The following is a 22,539-nucleotide window of genomic DNA, read 5'->3' as shown; positions in this document are numbered from 1 at the left end:
TCAGGAAGCAGTCAGGGGCCGGTCCGGATCTCTCCGGACACGGCCCCTGACCTGCGCTGTCGGGCTGACAGGACCCGAACCTGCGACCCCTCGAGCCCAGACCTGCGCAGCGCACGGGCCGCTCGGCGTGGCCGGTCGGCGGAGCGACTCCCGCCCGTGACCCCCGACCTGCCCAGGGTGTCCGCCGCAGTTCGGTGTCGTGCGTCTGTGCAGCCCGACCGGCCCGCGGAGCGCGCGCACCACGGTGGAGGACACCGTCCGAGGGACGACGGTGGCCGGGACGGTGGTCGACCGTGTGCCACGGACATCGCCAGAGCACGTCGTGCAGGAGCCGGGACCGCCGTCAGACGAGAGCGCGCACCCGGCTGAGCGCGAACCTCGGTTCCGCTCGCGCTTCACCGAGGGCGAGGTCGGCCGCCATCCTCCCGACCAGGGCGGCGAACTTGGCGCCGTGTCCGGAGCAGGGCGAGGCGACGACGACGGGGCCGATCCGGTCGAGCACGAAGTCCTCGTCCGGGGTGACGGTGTACAGGCAGCTGCCCTGGGCGACCGGCTCCGGGTCCAGGCCGGGCAGCCACGCCCGGACGAACGCGGTCACCCGCTCGCGCGCGGCCGGGTCGATGACGCCGTCCCGGGTGGACGCCGTCGTGGGCCGCCCGCCGTCGTGCTGGGCGACCTTCACCGCCGGGCGCGGGCCGCCATCGGCGCCGGAGGGCAGGCCGAACAGCTGCAGGTCGCCCTTGTGCACGAAGGTCGGCCAGCCGGCGGCGGGGTCGCGCTGCCGGAAGTGGAAGACCTGCTGCTGGGTCACCGTGAACGGCGGCAGCGGGAGGTCGAGCGGCAACTCCGGCAGCCACGGTCCGGCCGCGACGACGACGCTGCGCGCGCTCAGCTCCGGTCCGTCGGTGACCACGCGCGCGCCGTCCCCGTCCGGTGCGACGGCGAGCACCCGGGTGCGCTCGAGCACGGCGCCGCCGAACTCGTGCACGCGCCGCACCCAGGCGGCGACCGCGGCGTCGGCGTCGAGCACCGCGCCCTCGGGGTGGAACAGCACGGGGCCGTCGAAGCGCATCCCCGGCCAGCGGGCCTCCGCCTCCCCCGCCGTCAGCAGCTCGTGGGGCACCCCCTCGGCGGCCATCAGCCGGGCCAGTCCCACGGGGTCGCGGCGGGCGCCGGTGTCGAGGCCGCCGGTGGTGCGCAGCAGCGCCGTCCCGGTGTCGTCCTGGGCGTCGGCCCAGGCGCCGTACGCGCGCCCGGTCAGCCGCACCCAGAACGGGTCGGCGTAGGCGCGGCGCACGATGCGGGAGGTGCCGTGCGAGCTGCCGTGGACGTGCCCGGCGTCGAACGCCTCGACCAGCGCCACCGACACCCCGCGCCGGGCCAGCTGCCACGCCGTCGCGGAACCCATGAGCCCCGCGCCGACGACGACGACGTCGACCCTCACAGCCCGCCCTGCCCGGGGATCCACGACGTGCCGGCGAGCGGCACGCGGGCCATCGCGGCGGCCTCGATGGTGAGCGCCACCAGGTCCTCGGGCTCCAGCGAGTGCAGGTGCGCCTTGCCGCAGGCGCGGGCGATGACCTGCGCCTCCATCGTCATCACGCGGATGAGGTTGGCCACCCGCCGGCCACCGGCGACCGGGTCCAGGCGGGCCGCGAGCTCCTCGTCCTGCGTGGTGATGCCCGCCGGGTCGCGGCCGGCCTGCCAGTCGTCGTAGAACCCGGCAGCCGAGCCCAGCGCCCGGTACTCCTCGTCGAGGTGCGGGGCGTTGTCACCCAGGGCGACCAGCGCCGCGGTCCCGATCGCGACGGCGTCGGCACCGAGCGCCATGCACTTGGCGAGGTCGGCGCCGTTGCGGATCCCACCGGACACGACCAGCTGCACCTGCCGGTGCAGCCCCTCCTCCTGCAGCGCCTGCACCGCCTGCGGGAGGGCGGCCAGCGTCGGGATGCCGACGTGCTCGATGAACACCTCCTGCGTCGCCGCGGTGCCGCCCTGCATGCCGTCGAGCACGATGACGTCGGCGCCGGCCTTCGCCGCCAGCTTCACGTCGTAGTAGGTGCGGCTGGCGCCGATCTTGACGTAGATCGGCTTCTCCCAGTCGGTGATCTCCCGGAGCTCACCGATCTTGATCTCCAGGTCGTCGGGGCCGGTCCAGTCCGGGTGGCGGCAGGCGCTGCGCTGGTCGACCCCCATGGGCAGCGTGCGCATGCCGGCCACGCGCTCGGTGATCTTCTGGCCGAGCAGCATCCCGCCGCCGCCGGGCTTGGCGCCCTGGCCGAGGACGACCTCGATCGCGTCGGCGGCCCGCAGGTGGTCGGGGTTCATGCCGTAGCGGGAGGGCAGGTACTGGTAGACCAAGTGCTTGGACTGGCCGCGCTCCTCCGGGGTCATGCCGCCGTCGCCGGTGGTGGTGCTCGTGCCGACCTCGCTGGCGCCGCGGCCCAGCGCCTCCTTGGCCCGGCCCGACAGCGCGCCGAAGCTCATCCCGGCGACGGTCACCGGGGTGGACAGGTGCAGCGGGTAGGTGGCGTGGCGGTCGCCGAGGACGACGTCGGTGTCGCAGCGCTCCCGGTACCCCTCCAGCGGGTAGCGGGACATGCTCGCGCCGAGGAAGAGCAGGTCGTCGAAGTGCGGCACCCGGCGCTTGGCGCCGCCGCCGCGGATGTCGTAGATGCCGGTCTCGGCGGCACGCTGGATCTCGGCGATGGTGGCGCGGTCGAAGGTCGCGGACTCGCGGAGCATGGGGGTCTCCTCAGTACGCCGAGGCGTTGTCGACGTGGAAGTTGTAGAGACGGCGGGCCGAGCCGTAGCGCCGGAAGTCCCGCGGGTCGGCGTCGATGCCGGCCGCACGGAGCAGGCCGGTGAGCTCGGCCAGGTGCTCGGGTCGCACCTCCTTCTCCACGCAGTCCGCCCCGAGGCTCCTGACCGATCCGGCCACGTAGATCCGGGCCTCGTAGACGGAGTCGCCGAGCGCGTCGCCGGCGTCGCCGCACACGACCAGCCGCCCGGCCTGTCCCATGAAGGCGCTCATGTGCCCGACGTCGCCGCCGACGACGATGTCCACGCCCTTCATCGAGATCCCGCAGCGGGCCGACGCCGAGCCCTCGACGACCAGCAGGCCGCCGTGCGCCGTCGCCCCGGCCGACTGGGAGGCGTTGCCGCGGACCCGCACCGTGCCGCTCATCATGTTCTCGGCGAGCCCGACCCCGGCGTTGCCCTCGACGGTCACCGTCGCGAGCTGGTTCATCCCGGCGCAGTAGTAGCCGACGTGTCCCTCGATGCGGACGTCGACGGCCGCGTCGAGCCCCACGGCGATGTTGTGCCGCCCGGCGGGTGAGGTGACCCGCCAGGCGGACGCCTTGTCCGCGACGTCCGGGGCGTGCAGGGCCGCGTTGAGCTCGCGCACGCCGGTGAGGGACAGGTCGACGACGGCGGGCTCCACCGGGGTGTCCACCGTGACGTCGGTCGTGCTCAGCGCTGCCATGCGTAGACCTCTTCCGGCTCGGGCTCGAAGATGCGGGCGGCCTCGACGCCGGGCAGGCCGGCCAGGGCGCGGTACTCCGACGCCATGGCGACCCACTGCGGGGTCTCGGCGACGACGGCGGGCTTGCAGGCGATGGCGTCGCGGACGACGGCGAAGCTGTCGCGGGTGCTGACCAGCAGCGTGTAGAAGCCGTCGAAGCGCTCGCACAGCAGCTTCAGCGACTTCTCCAGGGAGTGGCCGGCGGCCAGCTGGGCGGCGACGAAGCGGGCGCCGACCTCGGAGTCGTTGTCGCTGTCGAAGACCGCGCCCGCGGCGCGCAGCTCGCGGCGGATGGTGGCGTGGTTGGCGAAGGAGCCGTTGTGCACCAGGCACTGGTCGGTCCCGACGGAGAAGGGGTGGCAGTGCGCGGGGGTGACCGCCGACTCCGTGGCCATCCGGGTGTGCGCCACGCCCTGCCAGCCCTGCGCGGCCGCCAGGCCGAACTCGGCGGCCAGGGCCTGCGGGTGCCCGACGCCCTTGAGGACGGCGACCTCCTCCCCGGCGCCGATGACCACGGCACCCGGGACGGTCTCGCGGACGGCGGCGGCGAGCGCGCCGGGGTCGGTCGCCGCGTGGACGACCAGCGTCTGGCCGGCGTCCACCACCTCCGCCTCGGGGAGGACGGCGCGGACGGCTGTGGCGACGTCGTCGGCGGTCCGGTCACCGGTGAGCAGCGAGACCGACGCCTCACCCGGCGGTGACCAGCGCGGGTCGCCGTAGACGGCGACCCCGGCGGAGTCCGGGCCGCGCTCGGTGACCTGGCAGAGCATGCCGGTCAGCAGCTCGCCGAGCCGGGGGTACAGGGAGGGCTCCCGCAGGTGGAGCCCGACGATCCCGCACATCGCAGGACGGTTCCTCTCGTCGGTCGGTCGGGTCAGAACGCGGTCACGTAGCGGTCGACCTCCCAGGGGGTCACCTGCCCGTGCCACTCGAAGAACTCCTCGCGCTTGAGGCCGGCGAAGTACTCGCAGACACCGGGCCCGGCCGCGTCCAGGGCCGCGGCGACCACCGGGTCGGCCTGCAGCGCCTCGACCGCGTGCAGCAGCGTCGGCGGCAGCGGGCTGCTGGTGGTGGCGCCGGGATCGCCGGGGTCCAGGCCGCGGCGGACCCCGTCGAGGCCGGCGGCCAGCGCCGCCGCGGCGGCGAGGTAGGGGTTGGCCGAGCCGTCACCGCCGCGCAACTCGACGCGGTTGCCGTCGGGGACGCGGAGCAGGTGGGTGCGGTCGTTGCCGCCGTAGGACGCCGTGCGCGGGGACCAGGTCGCGCCGGACCGGGTGGAGCTGGCGCCGGTGCGCTTGTAGGCGTTCACCGTCGGGGCGAGCACCGCCTGCAGGCCGCAGGCGTGCTCGATCAGGCCGGCCACGAAGGAGTAGGCCAGCGGGGACAGGCCCAGGCCGCGGGGATCGGCGTCGTCCGGGAACGCCGGCTCGCCGTCCCGCCACAGCGACAGGTGCATGTGCAGCCCGCTGCCGGTCCGGTCGGTGAAGGGCTTGCCCATGAAGGTGGCGGTCATGCCGCGCTGCTCGGCGAGCACCGACAGCAGGTAGCGCAGGGTGACCACCCGGTCGGCGGTGGTCAGCGCGTCGGCGTAGGCGAAGTTCTGCTCGAACTGGCCGTTGCCGTCCTCGTGGTCGTTGGCGTAGTTGCCCCAGCCCAGGGAGTTGATCGCCTTGGACACCTCGGTCAGGTGGTCGTACATGCGGGTCAGCCCGCGGGCGTCGTAGCAGGGCCGGGCCGCGGTGTCCTTCGGGTCGGCGGGCCGCAGCGCGCCGTCCGGGCCGCGCTCGACGAGGAAGTACTCGACCTCGGCACCGACCTTGAGCTCCAGTCCCAGCTCCGCGGCGCGGGCCAGCTGCGCCTTGAGCAGCACCCGGGGCGCGTACGGCCAGGGGCGGCCCTCGACGTGCGGGTCGCAGTGCACGATGGCCAGGCCGGGCCGGATGAACGGGACCGGCATGTAGGACGACGGGTCGGGGACGGCCATGAGGTCGGGGTCCCGCGGCTCCTGCCCCATCGCGCCGACCGCGTAGCCGGCGAAGCCCACGCCCTCGGTCTCCAGCTCCTCGACCGCCTCGACCGGTACCAGCTTGGCGCAGGGCTTGCCGGTCAGGTCGACGAACAGCGCCATGACGAACTCGATCCCGTCGGCGCGGGCGCAGCGCGCCAGCTCTCCTCCGGTGGGCAGCTCGACGGGCGCCGGCGGGGCCTCGGGGCGGGTGGCGGTGAGCGACACGGGTCCTCCCGGACGGTCGAGGTGTTCACTGTTGTGAACCTCTGTCGCCCCGGAGTGAACAGGCTGCGTGTTTCCGCGGCGTGACCGTCCGGGGAGATCCCTGTTTCCTCCCGTCCCCGGGCGCCGGGCACCCGGGCCACACGGCGGCGGCCCGCCGTCCCGGAGCAGGACGACGGGCCGCCGGTCGGCCGGTCCGGGGTCAGCCGCCGGCCAGCCAGGCGGCCGCGGCGTGCCGGTAGCGCTCGATGCCCTTGTAGGCGGCCACGTCGTCGGGCAGTTCGGCGAGCACGGCGGCCGTCCTCCGCCGCCACGCGGGGACGGCCGCGAGCTCGCGGAGGGACAGCAGGTGGGTGCGGATGAGGAAGCAGACGGCGTTCGAGACGCCGAGGCGCAGCAGGTGCTGCACCTCCACCCGCAGGTGCAGCCGATCGGGCAGCGCGGGGTCGTCCACCACGAGCCGGCGGTCCCGGCCCCACTCCGGATAGGTCTCCGTGGAGGTGTCCAGGCGCCGGTCCACGGTCATCGTCCAGTTGGTCCGGCGGTAGGCGTCGCCCGGCTGCAGGCGCATGAGGAACTGCTCGGCGCGGGCGACCACCCCGGTCTCGTGCACCCGCGGCACCGGCCCGTGGACCTCGAGGAAGCGCATGCCGACGTCGAACCCCAGGGACCAGTCGGCGGCGAAGGTGACCAGCCCGGCGTCGGCCCACAGCGAGCCCTCGCGCTGGTCGAGCAGGACGACGTCCTCCTGCACCTGGCTGCCGAGGAAGGCCAGCGGACCGCCGAGCAGCGAGTCGTCGTCGCCGAGGACGAAGGACGACGACGTCCCGAGCAGGTCGTTGCGCCAGTGCCACCGGTCGCCGCGCCGGTGCAGCGCCATCACGTCGGGACGGGTCGCCGCGAGCTCCGTCAGCAGCGTGGCCAGCGCGTCCCAGGCGGCGACGCGCATGTGCGGCAGCTGCGCGCACCGGGAGGGATCGGCGGCCAGCACGTCGCGGCGGACGACGAGCTCGAGCGCGTAGTCGTCGTCGACGTCGATCACGTGCTCCCCCCACGAGCCCGCCGCGGTTGCCACGGGACGGCGGGCCGGCTCGACGTTGGTGGCATAGCGGTAGGCGTCGGCCGGGAAGGGGAACGGGAAGCGGGTCACCCGCGGCGGCAGCGTCGTGGTCACAGGTCCAGCTCCAGGTCGTCGTCGAGGCTGCGCGAGACGCAGCACATGACCGCGTCGCCGGCGGCACGCTCGGCGCCGGACAGGTACAGGTCGCGGTGCAGCGGCCGGCCGGAGACGACCGGGACACGGCACTCGCCGCACACGCCCTGGCGGCACATGCTCGGGACGGCGACGCCGGCGCCCTCCAGCGCCGCGAGCAGGCTGACGCCGGCAGGTACCGGCACCCGGACGCCGGAGCGGGTGAGGTGTGCGGTGAACGGCTCCCCCGGGTCGAGGTCGGCGGCGGAGAACCGCTCGGCGTGCACGCGCTCGGGCGGCCACCCCAGCTCGGTCGCCGTCCGCTCGACGAACTCGATGAGCGGCGCCGGGCCGCAGACGTAGGCGTGCGTGCCGATCGGCCGGTCGGCGAGGACTGCGGCGACGGCGTCGAGCAGGGCCGGCGTGGACTCGTGCACGGTGAGGCGCTCCCCGCACAGCGCCGCCAGCTCCTCACGGTGGGCGCCCGCGCCGGGCCGGTGGCCGTAGAGCAGCTCGAACGAGCGTCCCCAGCGGACCGCGGCCCGCGCGTGGGACAGCATCGGGGTGATCCCGATGCCCCCGGCGACCAGCACGTGGTGCCGCGCGGTCCCGACCGGGGCGAAGGCGCTGCGCGGCCGGGAGACGGCCACCCGGTCGCCGACGGCGAGCCCGTGCACGAACGCGGAGCCACCCCGGCCGTCGGGGCACAGCAGCACCGAGACCCGGTACTCCTGCCCCGGCGCACCGTCCCCGGTGAGCGAGTAGGCGTTGCGCCGCTCCCCGCAGGTGAGCACCACGTGGCTCCCGGGCGCATACCCCGGGAGGAGGGCGTCGTCCGGGTGGCGCAGGACGAGCGTCCGGATGCCGGGAGCGGCATCGGTGACGGCGGCGACCTCGAGCTCCAGCGGCGGGGCCTCCCCCGGCGCAGCCGTCGGCGGCGCGGGCAGGACGGCGGTCACGCGACCTCCTCCGCGTCGGCCATGAAGCCCAGGTAGGCGCCGGTGCGCCGGGAGACGTGCGCGTACACGTGCAGCCGGCGGGCGCAGCCCCGGCAGGGCACCTCCGCCCCGACCGGCACCTCCGCCTCGGTCGTGGTGCGGCAGTGGGGGCAGTGGACCCGCTTGCGGTCCGTACCGGTCACCGCCGTCCTGATCTCCGCGTCGAGCAGGCCGAGGCCCGTCGCGACCGCGCGCGCGGCGAGGACGTCCACCTCGGGTCCGGCGAGCATCAGCCGCCAGCCGACCCGGGCGGCGCGCACCTGCTCGGCGAGGGCCGCCAGCGTCGCGTCGTCGGCCCGCTCGGCGACGAGGGTCCAGACCAGCCGCCCGGCCGGCGTGGCGGCGAGCCAGTCCTCGACGATCACCCGTCCGCGGTCCCCGAAGCCCAGCACGGAGACGGTGCGGCCGGTGGGGTCCACCGGAGGCACGCTCGCCGGCCAGCGCGGGACGCTCGTGTGTTCGGCTCCCACGGCCGGTCAGGGGGCGAAGGAGCGGTGGCCGGTGTAGAAGCCCAGAGCCCGATCCGGCGTCTCGAAGCGGATCCGGGAGCCGGCCGGGAAGAACAGGACGTCCTTCGGACGCGCGACGACCCGCTGACCGGAGTCGAGGTCGGTGAGGTGGAACTCGCCCTCGACGACGACCTTCATCTCGTCGTAGGTGTACTCGTAGTCGAGCGGCGCCCCGGCGAAGAGCTCGAAGAAGCCGCTGCAGATCGCCGCCCCGCCGGGGTTGGCGAAGACGTCGCCGATGTGGGCGCGGACGCCCTCCACCTCCATGCTCGGCAGCCCGAGCGAGCCTCCGGTGACGTGGCCGATGGTGCCGGTGACGGGCATGGGTCCTCCTGGGGATCGTCCACTGGTGTGAAACGGAGGCTACGAGTGGTGGACCCTCCTTCGGGTTACCCGTCCGTTACGTTCTCGTCGCCGGGCGGTTCGGACGAGCGCACGCGACCTAGGCTCGCCGGGTGGAGGTCTCCCCCGGTCCGGGCGCGCACGACGACGCGCCGAGCGGTCATCTCGAGGACGTCATCGCACTGCGCGTGCGGGAGTTCCGGCTCGCGCAGGGCATCTCGCTCGCGGAACTGGCCCGGCTGACCGGCATGAGCAAGGCCATGCTCTCCAAGATCGAGAATGCGCAGACCTCCTGCAGCCTGTCCAGCCTCGCCCGCCTCGCCGAGGCACTCGCCGTGCCGGTCACCGCCCTGTTCCGGGGCGTCGACGCCGAGCGGGAGGCCGTCTTCACCCCCGCCGGACACGGATCGCAGATCGTCCGCCGCGGCAGCAACGTCGGCCACCTCTACCAGCTGCTGGGGTCCCTGCGGGGCGAGCACAAGCGGCTGGAGCCGCTCCTGGTCACCCTCACCGAGGCCAGCGAGGTGTTCCCCCTGTTCCAGCACCCGGGGACGGAGTTCCTGCACATGCTGGAGGGTGTCCTGGTCTACGGGCACGGTGAGGCGCGGTACGAGATGCACGCCGGGGACTCCCTCGTCTTCGACGGCGAGGGGCCGCACGGTCCGGTCGGGCTCGTCGAGCTGCCGGTCCGCTTCCTCAGCGTCACGGCCTACGGCCACCTGACCTGATCCTCCTCACCCCGGACACACCGGAGGCCGGTCCCGCGGCGCGGGACCGGCCTCCGTCGTCCGTGGACGGTCAGTGCGGCGTGCCGCTCCCGGCGCGCGGGGCCGGCGCGGAGCCCGCGACCAGCCGCTCGGCCGAGGCGACGACGGCCTCGGGGGTCGGGCCGCTCCCCGGGGTGTGCACGGCGCCCTCGAGGTCGTAGGCGACCTCGGCGTGCTCGGTCAGGTCGAGACCGGCCGACTCGCCCTCCTTCGACACCCGCAGGCCCACCGTGTGCTTGACGACCAGGGCGATCAGCAGGCTGACGACGAACGAGTAGGCGACCACCGCCACGACGGCGACGGCCTGGGTGCCGAGGAGCCCGAACCCGCCGCCGTAGAACAGGCCGGCCCGACCGCTGGGCGCCTCGGCGGAGCCGAACAGGCCGACCAGCAGGGTGCCGACGACACCGCCGACGAGGTGGACGCCGACGACGTCCAGGGCGTCGTCGTAGCCGAAGCGGTACTTCAGCGCGATGGCCAGCGGGCAGACCGCGCCGGCGACGGCGCCCACGGCCAGGGCGCCGAGCGGCGTGACGGCGCCGCAGGCCGGGGTGATGGCCACCAGCCCGGCGATGGCGCCGGACATCCCACCGAGGGTGGTGGCGTGACCGTCGCGCAGCCGCTCCACCAGGAGCCAGGCGAGGATCGCCGCGCAGGTGGCGTTGAACGTCGTGAGCATGACGACCGAGGCGCTGTTGCCCGCGGCCAGGGCCGACCCGCCGTTGAAGCCGAACCACCCGAACCACAGGATCCCGGCGCCGAGGGCGACGAAGGGCAGGTTGTTCGGCCGGGCCTGCCGGGGCCAGCCGGTGCGCTTGCCGACCACCAGCACCAGGGCCAGGGCGGCCACACCCGCGTTGATGTGGACGGCCGTGCCGCCGGCGAAGTCGACCGCGCCGAGCGTGTTGGCGATCCAGCCGCCCTGGACGCCGCCGTCGGCGGAGTCGAAGGCGAACACCCAGTGCGCGACCGGGAAGTACACCAGCGCCGCCCAGAGCCCGGTGAACAGCAGCCACGGGCCGAACCGGACGCGGTCGGACACCGCGCCGGCGATGAGGGCGGTGGTGATGACGGCGAACAGGGCCTGGAACACCGCGACCAGGGCCGGCGGCAGGGCGGCCGTCTCGTCACCGGCCACGAGGTCACCGAGACCCAGGTACTCGGTCACGTTCCCCAGCAGACCCAGGCCGCCGTAGCTGTCGCCGAAGACCGCGGAGAAGCCGAAGAGGGTCCACAGGACGCCGACGACCGCGACGGCTCCGAACACCATCATGATCATGTTCAGGACCGAGCGGGACCCGACCATGCCGCCGTAGAAGAGCGCGAGGCCCGGGACCATGAGCGCGACCGCCATCGTGGCCGCGAGGATGAATGCAGTGCTGCCGACGTCCACGGCACACCTTTCGTCTACTGACAGTGGTCACTGTTCGGCTGCAGTAGACGGCCCGCGTGTTGCCCCCGCGGTCACTCCCAGATGACTTCCATGTGACATGAACGGCGCCCGGGCGCCACGCACCTCGTCAGCTGCACGCACGGCCGAGAGGTGTCGACCGAGACCTCGCGCACCACTGCAGAACCGCCGGAGGAAGTGCCACACCTCATGCACTCGGCGTTCCGCGATCCGTTGTGACGGGTCCATCCGGCCCCGACCCGCCGGGACTGGCCGGTCGGGCTCACCGGGCTCGCCCGGCAGCTCGACGACGGTCGCATCCACGACCGCGACCTCCCCGGCCTCGCCCGAGAACTGGAGCCCGTACTGCAGGCCTACCGGCGACGGGCACGCAGGACTCGCGCTCCCGCCCTGGCCGGAGCTCCGCCTCCGGGCCCCCTCCAGTAGCCACGGACGGGCCGGTGGCGCCGTTCACCAGACGGGCGGGAGTCGCCGCCGACGCGACTGGAGAACGGCGGAGGCCCCGCCCCCACCGTTGATCGAGGGCGAGCTGACTGTGCGCGCGGGGTCGGCCGTGCCCCAAGGTCTCCTTTCAGCCGACGCACTCCTGCCGCACGACACCGAAGCGGAGGAGTGGCACGACGACGCCGGCGATCTCCGGTCCAGTCACAGCGGCACACCCGCCGATGGCCGGTCAGACGATGCGCAGATCGATGTGCACGTCCTGGCGGGCGGCGTGGGTCATGGCGACGACCAGCTCGAGTGCCATCTCCTCGAGGTCCTCGACCGTGTCGGCCTCGGCGGTACCGACACCCGGCACGTCGATCACCCAGTGGTCGCCCTCGCTGATGGCGGTCGCGGTGAAGTCGGCCATCCGTCCTCCCGATCGCTGCCAGCGGCCGGGGTGTCGCGTCAGCCGACCGTCAACTGCCCGCGTCGTCTGGGCAGCCGGAGCCTGGACGGGCCGAGCTCGTGTCGAGGCGGGACCCGGCCGCCGACCCCGCCTGCCCAGTGGACAGCGTGACGTCCCGCGGCCGAAACCCAGCCGGCCCCGGGACGGCGGTGATCCATGGCGTCAGGGTTTCACCGCCCGACCCACGGACACCGGAGGACCTGCAGGGGCGGATCCTTCGGCGAGGGAGCGGGCGATGATGACCGTGCTCACCACCAGCACGCTGCGGCCTGGAGGTCAGCAGGAGTGGGACGCAGTGATGCGGGATCGTCTCGAGGCCGCACGACGCATGCCGGGCTGGGTCTCCGGCCAGGTGCTGATCCCCGAGGACGACCCGCTGTCGCGGGTGATCGTCGGCACCTGGAACAGCCGCGAGGACTGGATGGCCTGGCACGACGATCCGGCGTTCCTCGACAAGCGCACAGTGCTCGAGGGCCTGGAGTCAGCGCCCAACGTGACCCGGTGGTTCTCCGTCGTGGCCGATGCCGGGGTGGGCGGCTGACCGACCTGCCCTGAGCTCGGGATCGGTCCGCCTCCCGCTGGGTCGAGCTGCCGGTCTCGGCGGCAGCTGCGCCCGCGCCCGTCACCGACGACGGCCGCTCCGCCCCTCAGCGCGAGGCCGGGCCGGCCGGATGACGAGCGCCTCGCCTCCCCAGGCGACGACCACCGCAGGACCGGCAGGCTCCTCATGGGCCCTCATCGCGGCCACCACGTCAGGGCGGCTGGAGCGCTCGGGATGGCGCGGCCGCCACACGGCGTCGGGGCTCAGCTGCTGCGGGGAGGGACCGGTGCGGCTCGGCGGGCGGTGAACCTGTCGAACAGCGAGCCGGCGTTGAGGGTCTCGACGTACTCGAGCATGTACTCCTGGCCGACGTCGACCGGGCCGAGCTTCGGGAACTTGACCCGTTCCTGGGTCTCCTCCCTGGTCCAGCCGGCGGCCACGGCCTCGGCGACGGCCGCCTTCCAGCTGAGCAGCGCCGCCCGCTGCTTGTCGACGTAGGACAGGTCCGTGACCGGCCCGTGGCCGGGCACGACGACGTCGACGTCGAGCGAGCGGATGATCTCCAGCGACGCCAGCCACTGGTCGACGTCGCTGGTCATCAGCCACGTCTGGCACTCGCAGAAGACGCTGTCCCCGGTGAAGACCATCCGCTCCTGCGGCACGTACACGGCCAGCTGGCCGGGTGTGTGCCCGGGGGTGTGCAGGAGGTGGAAGTCGTGGTCGCCGACGCGTAGTGACAGGTCGCCGGTGAAGACGACCTGCCCCTTGTTCGGGTCCTCGTAGTACTCGTCCCGGTCCGGGAACAGTTCGATGCCGTCGGGGTCGTCGGTGGCGAGGGCTTCCCGGGCGTACTCGAACGGGTCGAGCTCCGGGTAGACGGTCATGAAGTTGTCGTAGAGCCCCTTGTGGTTGACCACCGTGCCGGCGCCGCGGAAGTAGTAGTTGCCGAAGATGTGGTCGACGTGGTGCTCCGTGTTGATCAGGTACTGGACCCGACCGAAGGACTCGACGAAGCGGCGCATCTCCACCGCCCGGGTCGGCAGCTGGGGCGTGTCGACGACGACCGGGCCGGCCGAGGTGACGACGAAGCTGGGGTTGCACCCCCGCACCTTCGTCTCGGTGAAGACACGGTCGTTGAGCTGCTGCATCGAAGCCTCCGTCGGCTCGGGTCGGTGCTCGGAGAGGGAGGACGGGTCGGTCAGTCGTCCTGCGACGCGGTGATGCGCTGCACCACGGAGGCGCCGAAGAACTCGATGTGGGCGCGCATCTCCTTGCCCGCCAGGTCAGGGTCGCGGAACTGCACGGCCATGAGGACCGGGCGGTGGAGCTCGGCGATCGCGTGCAGGTCGGAGTGGCCGCGCAGGACGCTCACCACGGTCCGGGCTTCCACCCGCAGGGAACGCCAGACCTCGAGCAGCACCTGGTTGCCCGATGCCTCCACGATGAGCTCGTGGAACCGCGTGTCGTGGACCAGGAGCGCGTGGAGGTCGTCGTCGGCGGCGGCCTGCCGCATCCCGGCGAGCTGTTCCTCCAGTGCCTGCAGCTGCGCCTCGGTCATGCGCGTCGCGGCCTCGCGGCCGGCGACCTCCTCGAGGGCCGCCCGGACGGGGTAGATCTGGCCGAGCTCCTCGACGGTCACCTCCCGGACCCGGGCACCCTTGTGCGGCTGTGACTCGATGAACCGCATGGCCTCGAGGTCGCGCAGCGCCTCCCGGACCGGAGCCTGACTCACGCCGAACTCGGCGGCCAGGACGCTCTCCTTGACCCGGTCCCCCGGGCCGTAGGTGCCGTCGAGGATGCGCTCGACGATGCGGTCCTTGATCTGTTCACGCAGGGCACCGTTGCGGTGCAGTGGCCGGTCCACTCGTTCTCCCTGGGCTGCGGACCGCCCCCGGCGGCCTGTCTGGTCATCGATAGTACGGGCGTGGACCGTGCTGTCAATCACGGTCATCGAGAGCCATGCCGGCGCTTCATGCGGTCCACGTCACGAAAAATCACGTCCAGGGGTTGACGTGCATCACACCCGTCCGCCAGATTATCGATAGTTCGGCCGACCCCAGAGAGGTAGCCGACGTACCGCCCCTCACCGATCCCGACACCCCTACACCGGAGTGGGCATGAGCGACGACAACGTCCTGGCGACCTTCTTCGGGGACGACGAGTTCCCCGTGCAGTGGGAGGCCGGCCAGAAGGAACTGTTCTGGGTGCACGACGACCTGCACATCCCGAACCCGGTCTCCCCCATGTACGCCGACATCGGCGGGTGGTGGCTGAAGTGCGACTACATGTTCCGGCGCTTCGGTACCCCGTTCGCCTCCGACTGGATCTCCAAGATCGTCAACGGCTACGTCTACACCGCGGCGATCCCGGCGACGCCGGGTCTGTCGGCCGAGGCCTCCGAGTACGGCGCCCGCTACACCCCGCGCGTCCCGCTGGACCCGCAGGACCCCGCCGAGCTCGGCGGCTACATGGGCTGGACGCTCCCGTACTACGCGGAGAACTTCCTCGTCTGGTGGCGCACGCGCCTGCGGCCGGAGATGGAGCGCAACTTCGTCCGCTTCGACGAGTACGACTACGCCGGCGCCAGCCTGGTGGAGCTCGCGATCCTGCTCGAGGACGCGATCGACGTGCACGACCGGCACTGGCAGATCCACTGGGTGCTGAACTTCGCCCAGTTCTCCTCCACCCTGGCCCTCAACGCCGCGATCGCCGCGGCCAAGGGCGAGGGCGACCACTCGGCACTGATGGGCCGGCTGCAGAGCTCCACGGAGAACCGCAACTGGGACTCCATCGAGGAGCTCTGGAACATCAAGGAGTGGGTCAAGAAGGAGCAGGGCGAGGTCGCCAAGGCCTTCACCCGCGCCACCGCCGGTGACGTGATCCGCGCCCTGGAGGCCACCGACGCCGGCCGCGCGTTCCTCGCCGAACACATCGAGCCGTACCAGAAGGTCTTCGGCTACAAGTCGATGTACGCCCACGAGTTCTCCTTCAAGACCTGGCGGGAGAACCCGGCGCCGATCGTCGAGGCCGTCCGCGGCTACCTGGAGTCCGACTACGACTACCCGGCCGAGCTCAAGGCCGTCGCCGAGGACCTGGAGAGGGCGAAGGCAGAGGTGTTCGAGGGCGTGGAGCCCGGCCCGGCGCGGGACGAGCTGGAGCGTGCGCTCGACCTCAGCCTGCGGATGAACCCCCTCACCCCGGACCACCACTTCTACATCGACCAGGGCACCAACGCCCGGGTGCGGCTGGTGCTCATCGCGATCGGCGAGAAGCTGGTCGGCGACGGCAGGCTCGCCGACCCCGAGGACGTCATGTACCTCAAGTACAACGAGCTGCGCCGCCTCATGGCCGGCACCAACTCCTTCGACGCCCACGAGCTGGTCGGCGACCGCCGCGACGCCCGCGAGGACGCCTACGAGCTGCGCCCCCGCGACTGGGTCGGCACCGCCACCCGGGAGGCCGTCGCCTTCCCCTACCTGTCGCTGTGGGCCTTCCCCGAGAAGCTCGAGCGCCCTGCCCCGTCGCACGCCGGCGAGATCCCGGGCCTGCCCGCGTCGGCCGGCGTCGTGGAGGGGACCGCGCGGGTCGTGCTCTCCCCCGAGCAGTTCAGCGAGGTCGAGCGCGACGAGATCGTCGTCTGCCGGATGACCAGCCCCGCCTGGGTGGTGCTGTTCACCAAGATCTCCGGCCTCGTCACCGACGCCGGCGGGATGGCCTCGCACCCGGCCGTCGTCTCCCGCGAGTTCGGCATCCCGGCCGTCGTCGGCACCTCCGACGCCACCCGGCGCATCTCGACCGGAGACCGCATCCGGGTCAACGGCTCCACCGGCCGCGTCGAGGTCGTCGGCGCCGTCCCGGCCGCGCCCGCCCCGGCCCTCTGAGGAGAACCCGATGACCGCGATCCTCCCGCCCCCGACCTCGCAGCAGCCCGCCGCCGTGTCGACGCACGACCAGCCGCTCGTCCTGCCCTTCAGCGACCCTCGCTGCCGCGTGGTGGAGCTGACCGGCGGCAAGGGCGCCAGCCTCGCGACCATGACCGCCGAGGAGCTCCCGGTGCCCCCGGGCTTCGTCATCACCTCGGCGGCGTTCTCCGCCGCGGTGGACGAGGAGGCACTCCGCGAGGCCATGCGCCGCAAGGACCTCGACGCCGCCCGGGCCCTCGTCGCCGCGGCGAGGCCCCCGCGCGAGCTCATCGAGCGCGAGTACGCGAAACTGCAGGGCCTGGTCGCCGTGCGCTCCTCGGCCTGCGCCGAGGACTCCGAGGGCGCCAGCTACGCCGGCCAGCAGGAGACCTTCCTCAACACCGACGGCCTCCAGGCGGTGCTGCACAACGTCGTCGAGTGCTGGCTGTCCTTCTTCACCGACCGCGCCGTCTTCTACCGGCAGGAGAAGGGGTCGCTGGAGGACGTCGCGATGGCCGTCGTCGTCCAGCAGATGATCGACAGCCAGAAGTCCGGCGTCATGTTCACCGTCGACCCGGTGCACGGCCGCAAGGACCGGATGGTCGTCGAGGCCGCCCGCGGCCTCGGCGAGGCCGTCGTCTCCGGCGAGGTCACGCCCGACAACTACACGCTGTCCCGCCAGGGTGTCGTGAAGAAGTCGAAGGTGGTCGACGCCGAACGGGTCCTCTCCGACGACGAGTGCGTCGCCCTGGCGCAGATGGGTCAGAAGCTGGCCGACCTGCACGGGGTCCCCCAGGACATCGAGTGGGCCTTCGACGCCGCCGGGGACCTCTACCTGCTGCAGTCCCGGCCGATCACCACCGTCTGAGCGGCGGCTGCGCCGGAGGCGCGGCGACCCGACCGCCGCGCCTCCGGTGCAGCCCTGCCCGCCGACGTCCCCGAACCACGATCAGGAGCACACGACGTGACCTGGATGGCGCCCCGCACCGTCGCCGAGGCGGTGGAGCTCAAGGCCGCCCACCCCGACGCCACCGTGGTGGCCGGCGGGACCTTCGTCGGCATCCTCACCCGACAGGGCCTGCTCGCCAGTGAGGACTGGATCTCGCTGCAGAACGTCCGCGAGCTGCGGCTGGTCTCGACCAGCGCGGAGCTGGCCCTGGGCGCGATGGTCACCCACCGGCAGATCGAGCTCCACCCCGAGATCGCCGCCGGGTGGCCGGGCATCCAGCGGGTCTTCGCCGTCGTCGCCAGCCCCCGGGTCCGCAACGCCGCCACCATCGGCGGCGTCCTCGGCGACGCCGACTACGCGTCCGATCCGCCGGCCATGCTCGTCGCCTGCGCCGCCTGGGTGGAGGCGCTGAGCGTCCGCGGCCTGCGCCGGATCCCCGTCGCCGACCTCATCGTCGACCACTACGAGACCAGCCTCGAGGAGGACGAGCTCATCACCCGGGTGCTCGTCCCGCGCGGCCGCCACCACACCACCTATCGCAAGCTGCTCACCCGCAGCCGGGAGGACCGGCCGAGCGTCTCGGTCGCCGCCGCCCTGCACGAGGGAGCGGTCACGGTGGCCGTCGGTGCGGTCACCGGGCGCCCGCAGGTGTTCCCCGACCTGTGCGCGACCTGGGTGCCCGGCAGCGAGGACAGCGTCCGCGACATCGCCCGGGGCTACGCCGAGCGCATCGACCCGATCAGCGACAACCGCGGATCGGCCGCCTACCGCACCCGCGCCATCGCCGTCGAGGTCCGCCGCGCGCTGGAGGACCTCACGCCGGCCGCCCTGAGCTCGCGCAAGGCCACCATCCAGGAGCACGTGGCATGACCGATCCCCGCATCCGCGCCCAGATCCGCTACCCCAACGACCTCACCGTCCCCGGCATGTGGCACGCCCGGCTGGTCCGCTCCCCGCACGCCGCCGCCCGCGTCACCGGCGTGGACACGTCCTCCGTCCCGGAGGGCGTCGTCGTCCTCACCCCGGCCGACGTCGAGCACCTCGGCCGCTACGGCGCGCAGATCGCCGACCAGCACGTGCTGGCCGGGATCGCCCGGCACGTCGGCGACCCGGTCGCCGTGGTCGCCGCCCCCGACGAGGCCACCGCCCGCGAGGCGGCCGCGCTCGTCGACGTCAGCTACGAGGAACTGCCCGCGGTCTTCGACGAGCGCGACGCCCTGCGCCCCGGGGCCCCGCTGGTGCACGAGACCATCCCGGTCAGCCGCAGCGACTCCGCCTACTTCGGCATGCGCCCCCTGGACGGGACCAACATCTGCCACCGGTTCCGGATCCGCACCGAGGGCATCCCGCAGGGCGAGCCCTACACCGCCGACCCGGTGCCCGACGACGTCGCCGAGGGCTTCGGGGCCGCGGACGTGATCGTCGACGAGACCTTCGCCATGCCGGCGGTGCAGCACGTGGCCATGGAGCCGCACGCCTGCATCGCCACCTGGACCGACGGGCGCCTGGAGCTGGTCACCGGCACCCAGACGCCGTTCAACATGCGGCAGGACCTCGCCGGGCTGTTCGACCTGCCCGAGACCGACGTCCGCATCGTCGTCCCGCCCATGGGCGGATCGTTCGGCGCCAAGACCTTCGTCCGCACCGAGGCCATCGCCGCCGCCGTCGCCCAGCGGCTGGACCGGCCGGTACGGCTGGCCCTCGACCGGGACGAGGAGTTCGTCACCCTGACCCGCCACGCGGCGACCGTGCGGATCCGGCTCGGCGCCACCCGCGACGGGCGGTTCGTGGCCAAGCGGGTGTGGTGCTGGGTCAACACCGGCGCCTACGCAGACTGCGGGCCCGGCGTCGCGATGAAGATGGGCTACGCCGGCGTCGGCCCCTACCGGTTCGACGCCGTCGCCGTCGACTCCTACTGCACCTACACCAACCTGCCCCCGGCCGGCGCCTACCGCGGCTACGGAGCCACCCAGTCGGTGTGGGCCTCCGAGCGGGTCACCGACCTCATGGCCGAGCGGCTCGGGATGGACCCGGTCGAGCTGCGCCGCCGCAACCTGCTGGTCGACGGGGACGTCTACTGCACCGGCGAGACCATGCACGACGTCCACTTCGAGGAGCTGCTCGACGACGCGGCCCGGGCCGTGGACTGGCAGCCCGGCGGGCCGAACCCCGGCAAGGGCATCGCCGTGATGCTCAAGGGGATGCAGACCCCGAGCCGGGCCGAGGTCGGCATCCGGCGCACCGGCCCCGACCGCTACGAGGTGCTCAGCGCCACCACCGAGATGGGACAGGGCTCGGCCAGGGCGATCGCCCAGCTCGCCGCCGACCTCCTCGGCGTGGACGCCGACCGGGTCGACGTGCCGCCCCCGGACACCGACCGCGTCCCCTACGACACCCGCACGACCTCCAGCCGGTCGACGCACATGATGAGCCGCGCGCTCGAGGTCGCCGTCGCCGACATGAAGGACAACGGCACCGACTCCGGGCACGGGCGCATCGCCAACGACGGCGGCCTCGACGTCGACACCGGCCAGGGCGTGGCCTCCTCGCACTGGCACCAGGGCGCCGCCGCCGCCCAGGTGGACGTCGACGAGGAGACCGGCGTCCTGACCCTCCGGCGGCTGCACGCCGCCTCCTACGCCGGGCGGGTGGTGAACAGGGCCGCCGCCGAGCTCCAGCAGGGGGGGTCGATGGTCATGGCGATCGGCACCACCCTGTTCGAGGAGATCGTCTTCGACGAGGGCCAGGTCGTCGGCCCCAACCTGTCGGACTACAACATCCCGTCCGCGCTGGACTGCGCCGCGATCAGCCAGACCATCCTCGAGATCGAGGGCGCCGAGGTGCACGGACTCGGCGAGACGGCCCTGCCCCCGGTGCCGCCGGCGATCGGCAACGCCCTGGCCAGCCTGGGCTACCGCCCCACCCAGCTGCCGCTGACCCCGGAACGGGTGCTCGCGGCGGCTCACGAGACGGTGAAGGAGAAGCAGCCCGCGTGAACATCACCCTGCAGGTCAACGGTGCTCCGGTCGACCTCGACGTCGACGAGGGCGTGATGCTGCTCGAGGTCCTGCGCGACCAGCTCGGCCTGCTGGGCGCCCGCGGCACCTGCGGCGTGGGCCTGTGCGGCGCCTGCACGGTGCTGCTGGACGGTCAGCCGATCTCCTCCTGCATCCTGCTGGCCCCGCTCGCCCAGGGCCGGGCCATCACCACCGTGGAGGGCCTCCCCGACGACGACCCGGTGGTGCAGGCCTTCGACCGGCACCACGCCTTCCAGTGCGGGTACTGCATCCCCGGGATGGTGCTCACCTCCAAGGCCTTCCTCGGCGAGTGCTCGGCCGCCCGCACCTGCCCGTCCCGCGAGCAGATCGCCGAGGCCCTCGGCGGCAACCTCTGCCGCTGCGGCTGCTACGTCAAGATCATCGACGCGGTGCAGGAGGTCGGGTCGTGAAGTTCGTGACCTACACGTCCCCGGACGGCGCGGCGAGGGTCGGCCGCCTCGACCGCGGGACCGTCCTCGACGTCGGCTTCGACGGCGACATGATCGCCTTCATCGAGGCCGGCGCCCCGATCGGGGCCGAGCACCCGGTGCCGGACGCGCGCCTGCTCGCCCCGCTGCAGCCCCGCTCGTTCCGGGACTTCCTCGCCTTCGAGGGACACCTGAAGAACGCGTTCAAGAACCTCGGCCGGGACATCCCCGCCGAGTGGTACGAGGTGCCGGCCTTCTACCGCAGCGTGGGCACCACCGTCACCGGCCCGGACACCGAGCTGACCTGGCCCTCCTACACCCGCCAGCTCGACCACGAGCTCGAGCTCGCCGCCGTCATCGGCCGGCCGTGCAAGGACGTCGACGCCACCGAGGCGCTGGAGTACGTCTTCGGCTTCACCATCTGGAACGACGTGTCCGCCCGCGACGTCCAGCGCCGCGAGCTGCCGGTCGGGATGGGCCCGGCCAAGGCCAAGGAGTGGGACGGCTCCAACGTCCTCGGCCCCTGCATCGTCACCCCCGACGAGATCGACCTCAGCACCCTCGAGCTCGAGGTCCGCGTCAACGGGGAACGCTGGGGCGGCGACAGCACCGCCGCCATGCACCACAGCTTCGGTGACCTCATCGCCTACGCCGCCCAGGACCAGACCCTGCTCCCCGGGGAGGTGCTCGGCTCGGGCACCGCCACCGGCGGCTCGGGACTGGAGCTCGACCGGTGGCTGCAGCCCGGCGACGTCATCGAGATGGAGGCCGGCCCGATCGGCGTCCTGCGCAACACCGTCGGAACACCCCACAGGAAGGACCACTGACATGGCGTTCGTCGTCGCGGCGATCTGGAAGGCCAAGCCCGGAGAGGCCGATCGGGTCCGCGAGGTCATCGAGAAGATGACCCCGCTGTCCCGCGCGGAGCCGGGCAACCTCTACTACCAGGCGCAGGTCAGCCCCGAGGACCCCGAGACGTTCTTCCTCTACGAGCAGTACACCGACGCGCAGGCCTACGAGGACCACAAGAACACGCAGCACTTCCAGGAGAACGTGTTCGGCTACATCCTCGAGTACCTGGCCGAGCGCAACGTGAAGACCTACGAAACGATCGATGCCTGAGCGCAGCGACGTCGCGGTGGCGCACCGGCTCCTGCTGGTGCGCCACAGCGCGATCGCCTCCCACCGCGGCGACGTCCCCCTGACCGACGAGGGGGTGCAGATCGCCCTGCGCGCCGGCCGCGAGCTGGGCAAGGAGAACTCCGCCTTCCGGGTGCTCACCGGTGGCACCCTGCGCACCCGGCAGACCGCCGACGCCGTGGCCGAGGGCGCCCGCAGCGAGGGCGCGCAGGTCGACGGGCCGCGGGTGGCGTTCGCCCTGCGCAATCCCGACGTCTACGTCGCCGGCGAGCGGGTCGACATGGTCAGCAGCGCCGCCGCCCTCGCCGAGCAGGTGCCCGGCATGAGCGAGGACGAGGCAGCCGCCAATCCGTTCTTCACCGGGTTCTTCGACCACCCCGACCGGATCGGCTGGTGGCTGCGGCTGTCCGCCGTCCCCGGCGACGACGCGGCCACCCTCGCCCGCCGCATCGACGCGTTCGCCGGCAGCCTCGCCGACCCCGGCGGGCCCGCCGGCGGGCTGACCGTCGCGGTCACCCACTCCCCCGTCCTGCGGGCCTGCGCGCTGGCCCACCTCGGCGACGACCCCGGCGAGCCGCCGTGGGTGGGCGGCCTGGAGTACGCCGTCCTCCCCGACCGCACGCTGCGGGTCAGCTCCTTCGCCGTCGACCCCACCTGACGTCGCCGGTACCCGG

The 22,539-nt window shown here is 73.1% G+C and carries 23 protein-coding genes; 10 read left to right on the top strand and 13 right to left on the bottom strand.

The window, feature by feature from the left end; all coding sequences use genetic code 11:
* Window positions 1-343: 343 nt before the first annotated feature.
* From ACI8AA_RS16685 to ACI8AA_RS16645, 9 genes are all read right to left on the bottom strand, one after another.
* A complete protein-coding gene (locus tag ACI8AA_RS16685) occupies window positions 344-1,444 on the bottom strand; it encodes an FAD-dependent oxidoreductase (protein WP_457045520.1) in 1,101 nt (366 codons plus the stop codon).
* Window positions 1,441-2,745 (bottom strand): FMN-binding glutamate synthase family protein, encoded by a 1,305-nt coding sequence (locus ACI8AA_RS16680; protein WP_457045519.1) that lies wholly within the window; start codon window positions 2,743-2,745, stop codon window positions 1,441-1,443. The genes ACI8AA_RS16685 and ACI8AA_RS16680 overlap by 4 nt, the downstream gene beginning before the upstream one ends.
* Window positions 2,746-2,755: 10 nt before the next feature.
* Window positions 2,756-3,487: a GltB/FmdC/FwdC-like GXGXG domain-containing protein gene (locus ACI8AA_RS16675; protein ID WP_457045518.1), complete on the bottom strand. Its 732-nt coding sequence runs from the start codon at window positions 3,485-3,487 to the stop codon at window positions 2,756-2,758.
* Window positions 3,475-4,368 (bottom strand): hypothetical protein, encoded by an 894-nt coding sequence (locus tag ACI8AA_RS16670; protein WP_457045517.1) that lies wholly within the window; start codon window positions 4,366-4,368, stop codon window positions 3,475-3,477. The genes ACI8AA_RS16675 and ACI8AA_RS16670 overlap by 13 nt, the downstream gene beginning before the upstream one ends.
* Window positions 4,369-4,400: 32 nt before the next feature.
* Window positions 4,401-5,759 carry a type III glutamate--ammonia ligase gene (gene glnT / locus ACI8AA_RS16665; protein ID WP_457045516.1) on the bottom strand — a complete coding sequence of 453 codons (1,359 nt, stop codon included), beginning with the start codon at window positions 5,757-5,759 and terminating at the stop codon, window positions 4,401-4,403.
* Between the two features lie 199 nt (window positions 5,760-5,958).
* Window positions 5,959-6,930, bottom strand: coding sequence for a heme-dependent oxidative N-demethylase family protein (locus ACI8AA_RS16660; protein WP_457045515.1), 972 nt, complete (start codon window positions 6,928-6,930; stop codon window positions 5,959-5,961).
* A complete protein-coding gene (locus ACI8AA_RS16655; protein ID WP_457045514.1) occupies window positions 6,927-7,907 on the bottom strand; it encodes a PDR/VanB family oxidoreductase in 981 nt (326 codons plus the stop codon). The genes ACI8AA_RS16660 and ACI8AA_RS16655 overlap by 4 nt, the downstream gene beginning before the upstream one ends.
* A complete protein-coding gene (locus tag ACI8AA_RS16650) occupies window positions 7,904-8,365 on the bottom strand; it encodes a dimethylamine monooxygenase subunit DmmA family protein (protein ID WP_457045513.1) in 462 nt (153 codons plus the stop codon). Before ACI8AA_RS16650 ends, ACI8AA_RS16655 begins: the two co-directional genes overlap by 4 nt.
* Window positions 8,366-8,422: 57 nt before the next feature.
* Window positions 8,423-8,779 (bottom strand): cupin domain-containing protein, encoded by a 357-nt coding sequence (locus ACI8AA_RS16645; protein ID WP_457045512.1) that lies wholly within the window; start codon window positions 8,777-8,779, stop codon window positions 8,423-8,425.
* 131 nt (window positions 8,780-8,910) lie between these two features.
* On the opposite strand from ACI8AA_RS16645, the gene ACI8AA_RS16640 reads away from it, so the two are divergent.
* Entirely contained in the window at window positions 8,911-9,525 is a 615-nt protein-coding gene (locus tag ACI8AA_RS16640; protein ID WP_457045511.1) for a helix-turn-helix domain-containing protein, read from the top strand.
* Between the two features lie 70 nt (window positions 9,526-9,595).
* Here the strand turns inward: ACI8AA_RS16640 and ACI8AA_RS16635 are convergent, their stop codons facing one another.
* Together ACI8AA_RS16635 and ACI8AA_RS16630 are read right to left on the bottom strand one after the other, a co-directional pair.
* Complete coding sequence (locus tag ACI8AA_RS16635) at window positions 9,596-10,957, bottom strand: ammonium transporter (RefSeq protein ID WP_457045510.1); 1,362 nt, start codon at window positions 10,955-10,957, stop codon at window positions 9,596-9,598.
* A 691-nt stretch (window positions 10,958-11,648) separates the two neighbouring features.
* Window positions 11,649-11,828 carry a hypothetical protein gene (locus ACI8AA_RS16630; protein ID WP_457045509.1) on the bottom strand — a complete coding sequence of 60 codons (180 nt, stop codon included), beginning with the start codon at window positions 11,826-11,828 and terminating at the stop codon, window positions 11,649-11,651.
* Window positions 11,829-12,111: 283 nt separating this feature from the next.
* Here ACI8AA_RS16630 and ACI8AA_RS16625 point away from each other — a divergent pair, with 283 nt between their 5' ends.
* Window positions 12,112-12,408 (top strand): antibiotic biosynthesis monooxygenase family protein, encoded by a 297-nt coding sequence (locus ACI8AA_RS16625; RefSeq protein WP_457045508.1) that lies wholly within the window; start codon window positions 12,112-12,114, stop codon window positions 12,406-12,408.
* Window positions 12,409-12,671: 263 nt separating this feature from the next.
* Here the strand turns inward: ACI8AA_RS16625 and ACI8AA_RS16620 are convergent, their stop codons facing one another.
* Together ACI8AA_RS16620 and ACI8AA_RS16615 are read right to left on the bottom strand one after the other, a co-directional pair.
* On the bottom strand, window positions 12,672-13,556 hold the full coding sequence (locus ACI8AA_RS16620; protein ID WP_457045507.1) for an MBL fold metallo-hydrolase: 885 nt from the start codon (window positions 13,554-13,556) through the stop codon (window positions 12,672-12,674).
* A 50-nt stretch (window positions 13,557-13,606) separates the two neighbouring features.
* The gene (locus tag ACI8AA_RS16615; RefSeq protein ID WP_457045506.1) at window positions 13,607-14,272 is read right to left on the bottom strand and encodes a GntR family transcriptional regulator; all 666 of its coding nucleotides are present in this window, start codon (window positions 14,270-14,272) and stop codon (window positions 13,607-13,609) included.
* Window positions 14,273-14,525: 253 nt separating this feature from the next.
* On the opposite strand from ACI8AA_RS16615, the gene ACI8AA_RS16610 reads away from it, so the two are divergent.
* The 8 genes from ACI8AA_RS16610 to ACI8AA_RS16575 all read left to right on the top strand — a co-directional run bounded on the left by ACI8AA_RS16610 (window position 14,526) and on the right by ACI8AA_RS16575 (window position 22,523).
* On the top strand, window positions 14,526-16,289 hold the full coding sequence (locus ACI8AA_RS16610; protein WP_457045505.1) for a PEP-utilizing enzyme: 1,764 nt from the start codon (window positions 14,526-14,528) through the stop codon (window positions 16,287-16,289).
* A 10-nt stretch (window positions 16,290-16,299) separates the two neighbouring features.
* Complete coding sequence (locus ACI8AA_RS16605; protein WP_457045504.1) at window positions 16,300-17,178, top strand: PEP/pyruvate-binding domain-containing protein; 879 nt, start codon at window positions 16,300-16,302, stop codon at window positions 17,176-17,178.
* A gap of 105 nt (window positions 17,179-17,283) precedes the next feature.
* Window positions 17,284-18,129, top strand: coding sequence for an FAD binding domain-containing protein (locus ACI8AA_RS16600; RefSeq protein WP_457045536.1), 846 nt, complete (start codon window positions 17,284-17,286; stop codon window positions 18,127-18,129).
* A complete protein-coding gene (locus ACI8AA_RS16595) occupies window positions 18,126-20,255 on the top strand; it encodes a xanthine dehydrogenase family protein molybdopterin-binding subunit (protein ID WP_457045503.1) in 2,130 nt (709 codons plus the stop codon). Before ACI8AA_RS16600 ends, ACI8AA_RS16595 begins: the two co-directional genes overlap by 4 nt.
* The gene (locus ACI8AA_RS16590; RefSeq protein ID WP_457045502.1) at window positions 20,252-20,707 is read left to right on the top strand and encodes a (2Fe-2S)-binding protein; all 456 of its coding nucleotides are present in this window, start codon (window positions 20,252-20,254) and stop codon (window positions 20,705-20,707) included. The genes ACI8AA_RS16595 and ACI8AA_RS16590 overlap by 4 nt, the downstream gene beginning before the upstream one ends.
* Window positions 20,704-21,552: a fumarylacetoacetate hydrolase family protein gene (locus ACI8AA_RS16585; protein ID WP_457045501.1), complete on the top strand. Its 849-nt coding sequence runs from the start codon at window positions 20,704-20,706 to the stop codon at window positions 21,550-21,552. The genes ACI8AA_RS16590 and ACI8AA_RS16585 overlap by 4 nt, the downstream gene beginning before the upstream one ends.
* Window position 21,553: 1 nt before the next feature.
* Window positions 21,554-21,847, top strand: coding sequence for a putative quinol monooxygenase (locus ACI8AA_RS16580; protein WP_457045500.1), 294 nt, complete (start codon window positions 21,554-21,556; stop codon window positions 21,845-21,847).
* Entirely contained in the window at window positions 21,840-22,523 is a 684-nt protein-coding gene (locus ACI8AA_RS16575) for a phosphoglycerate mutase family protein (RefSeq protein WP_457045499.1), read from the top strand. The genes ACI8AA_RS16580 and ACI8AA_RS16575 overlap by 8 nt, the downstream gene beginning before the upstream one ends.
* Window positions 22,524-22,539 lie beyond the last annotated feature (16 nt).

The organism is Geodermatophilus sp. SYSU D01180, assembly GCF_054050415.1.
Note: the sequence above shows the minus strand (reverse complement) of the source record. Positions and strands in the feature narration are given on the sequence as shown.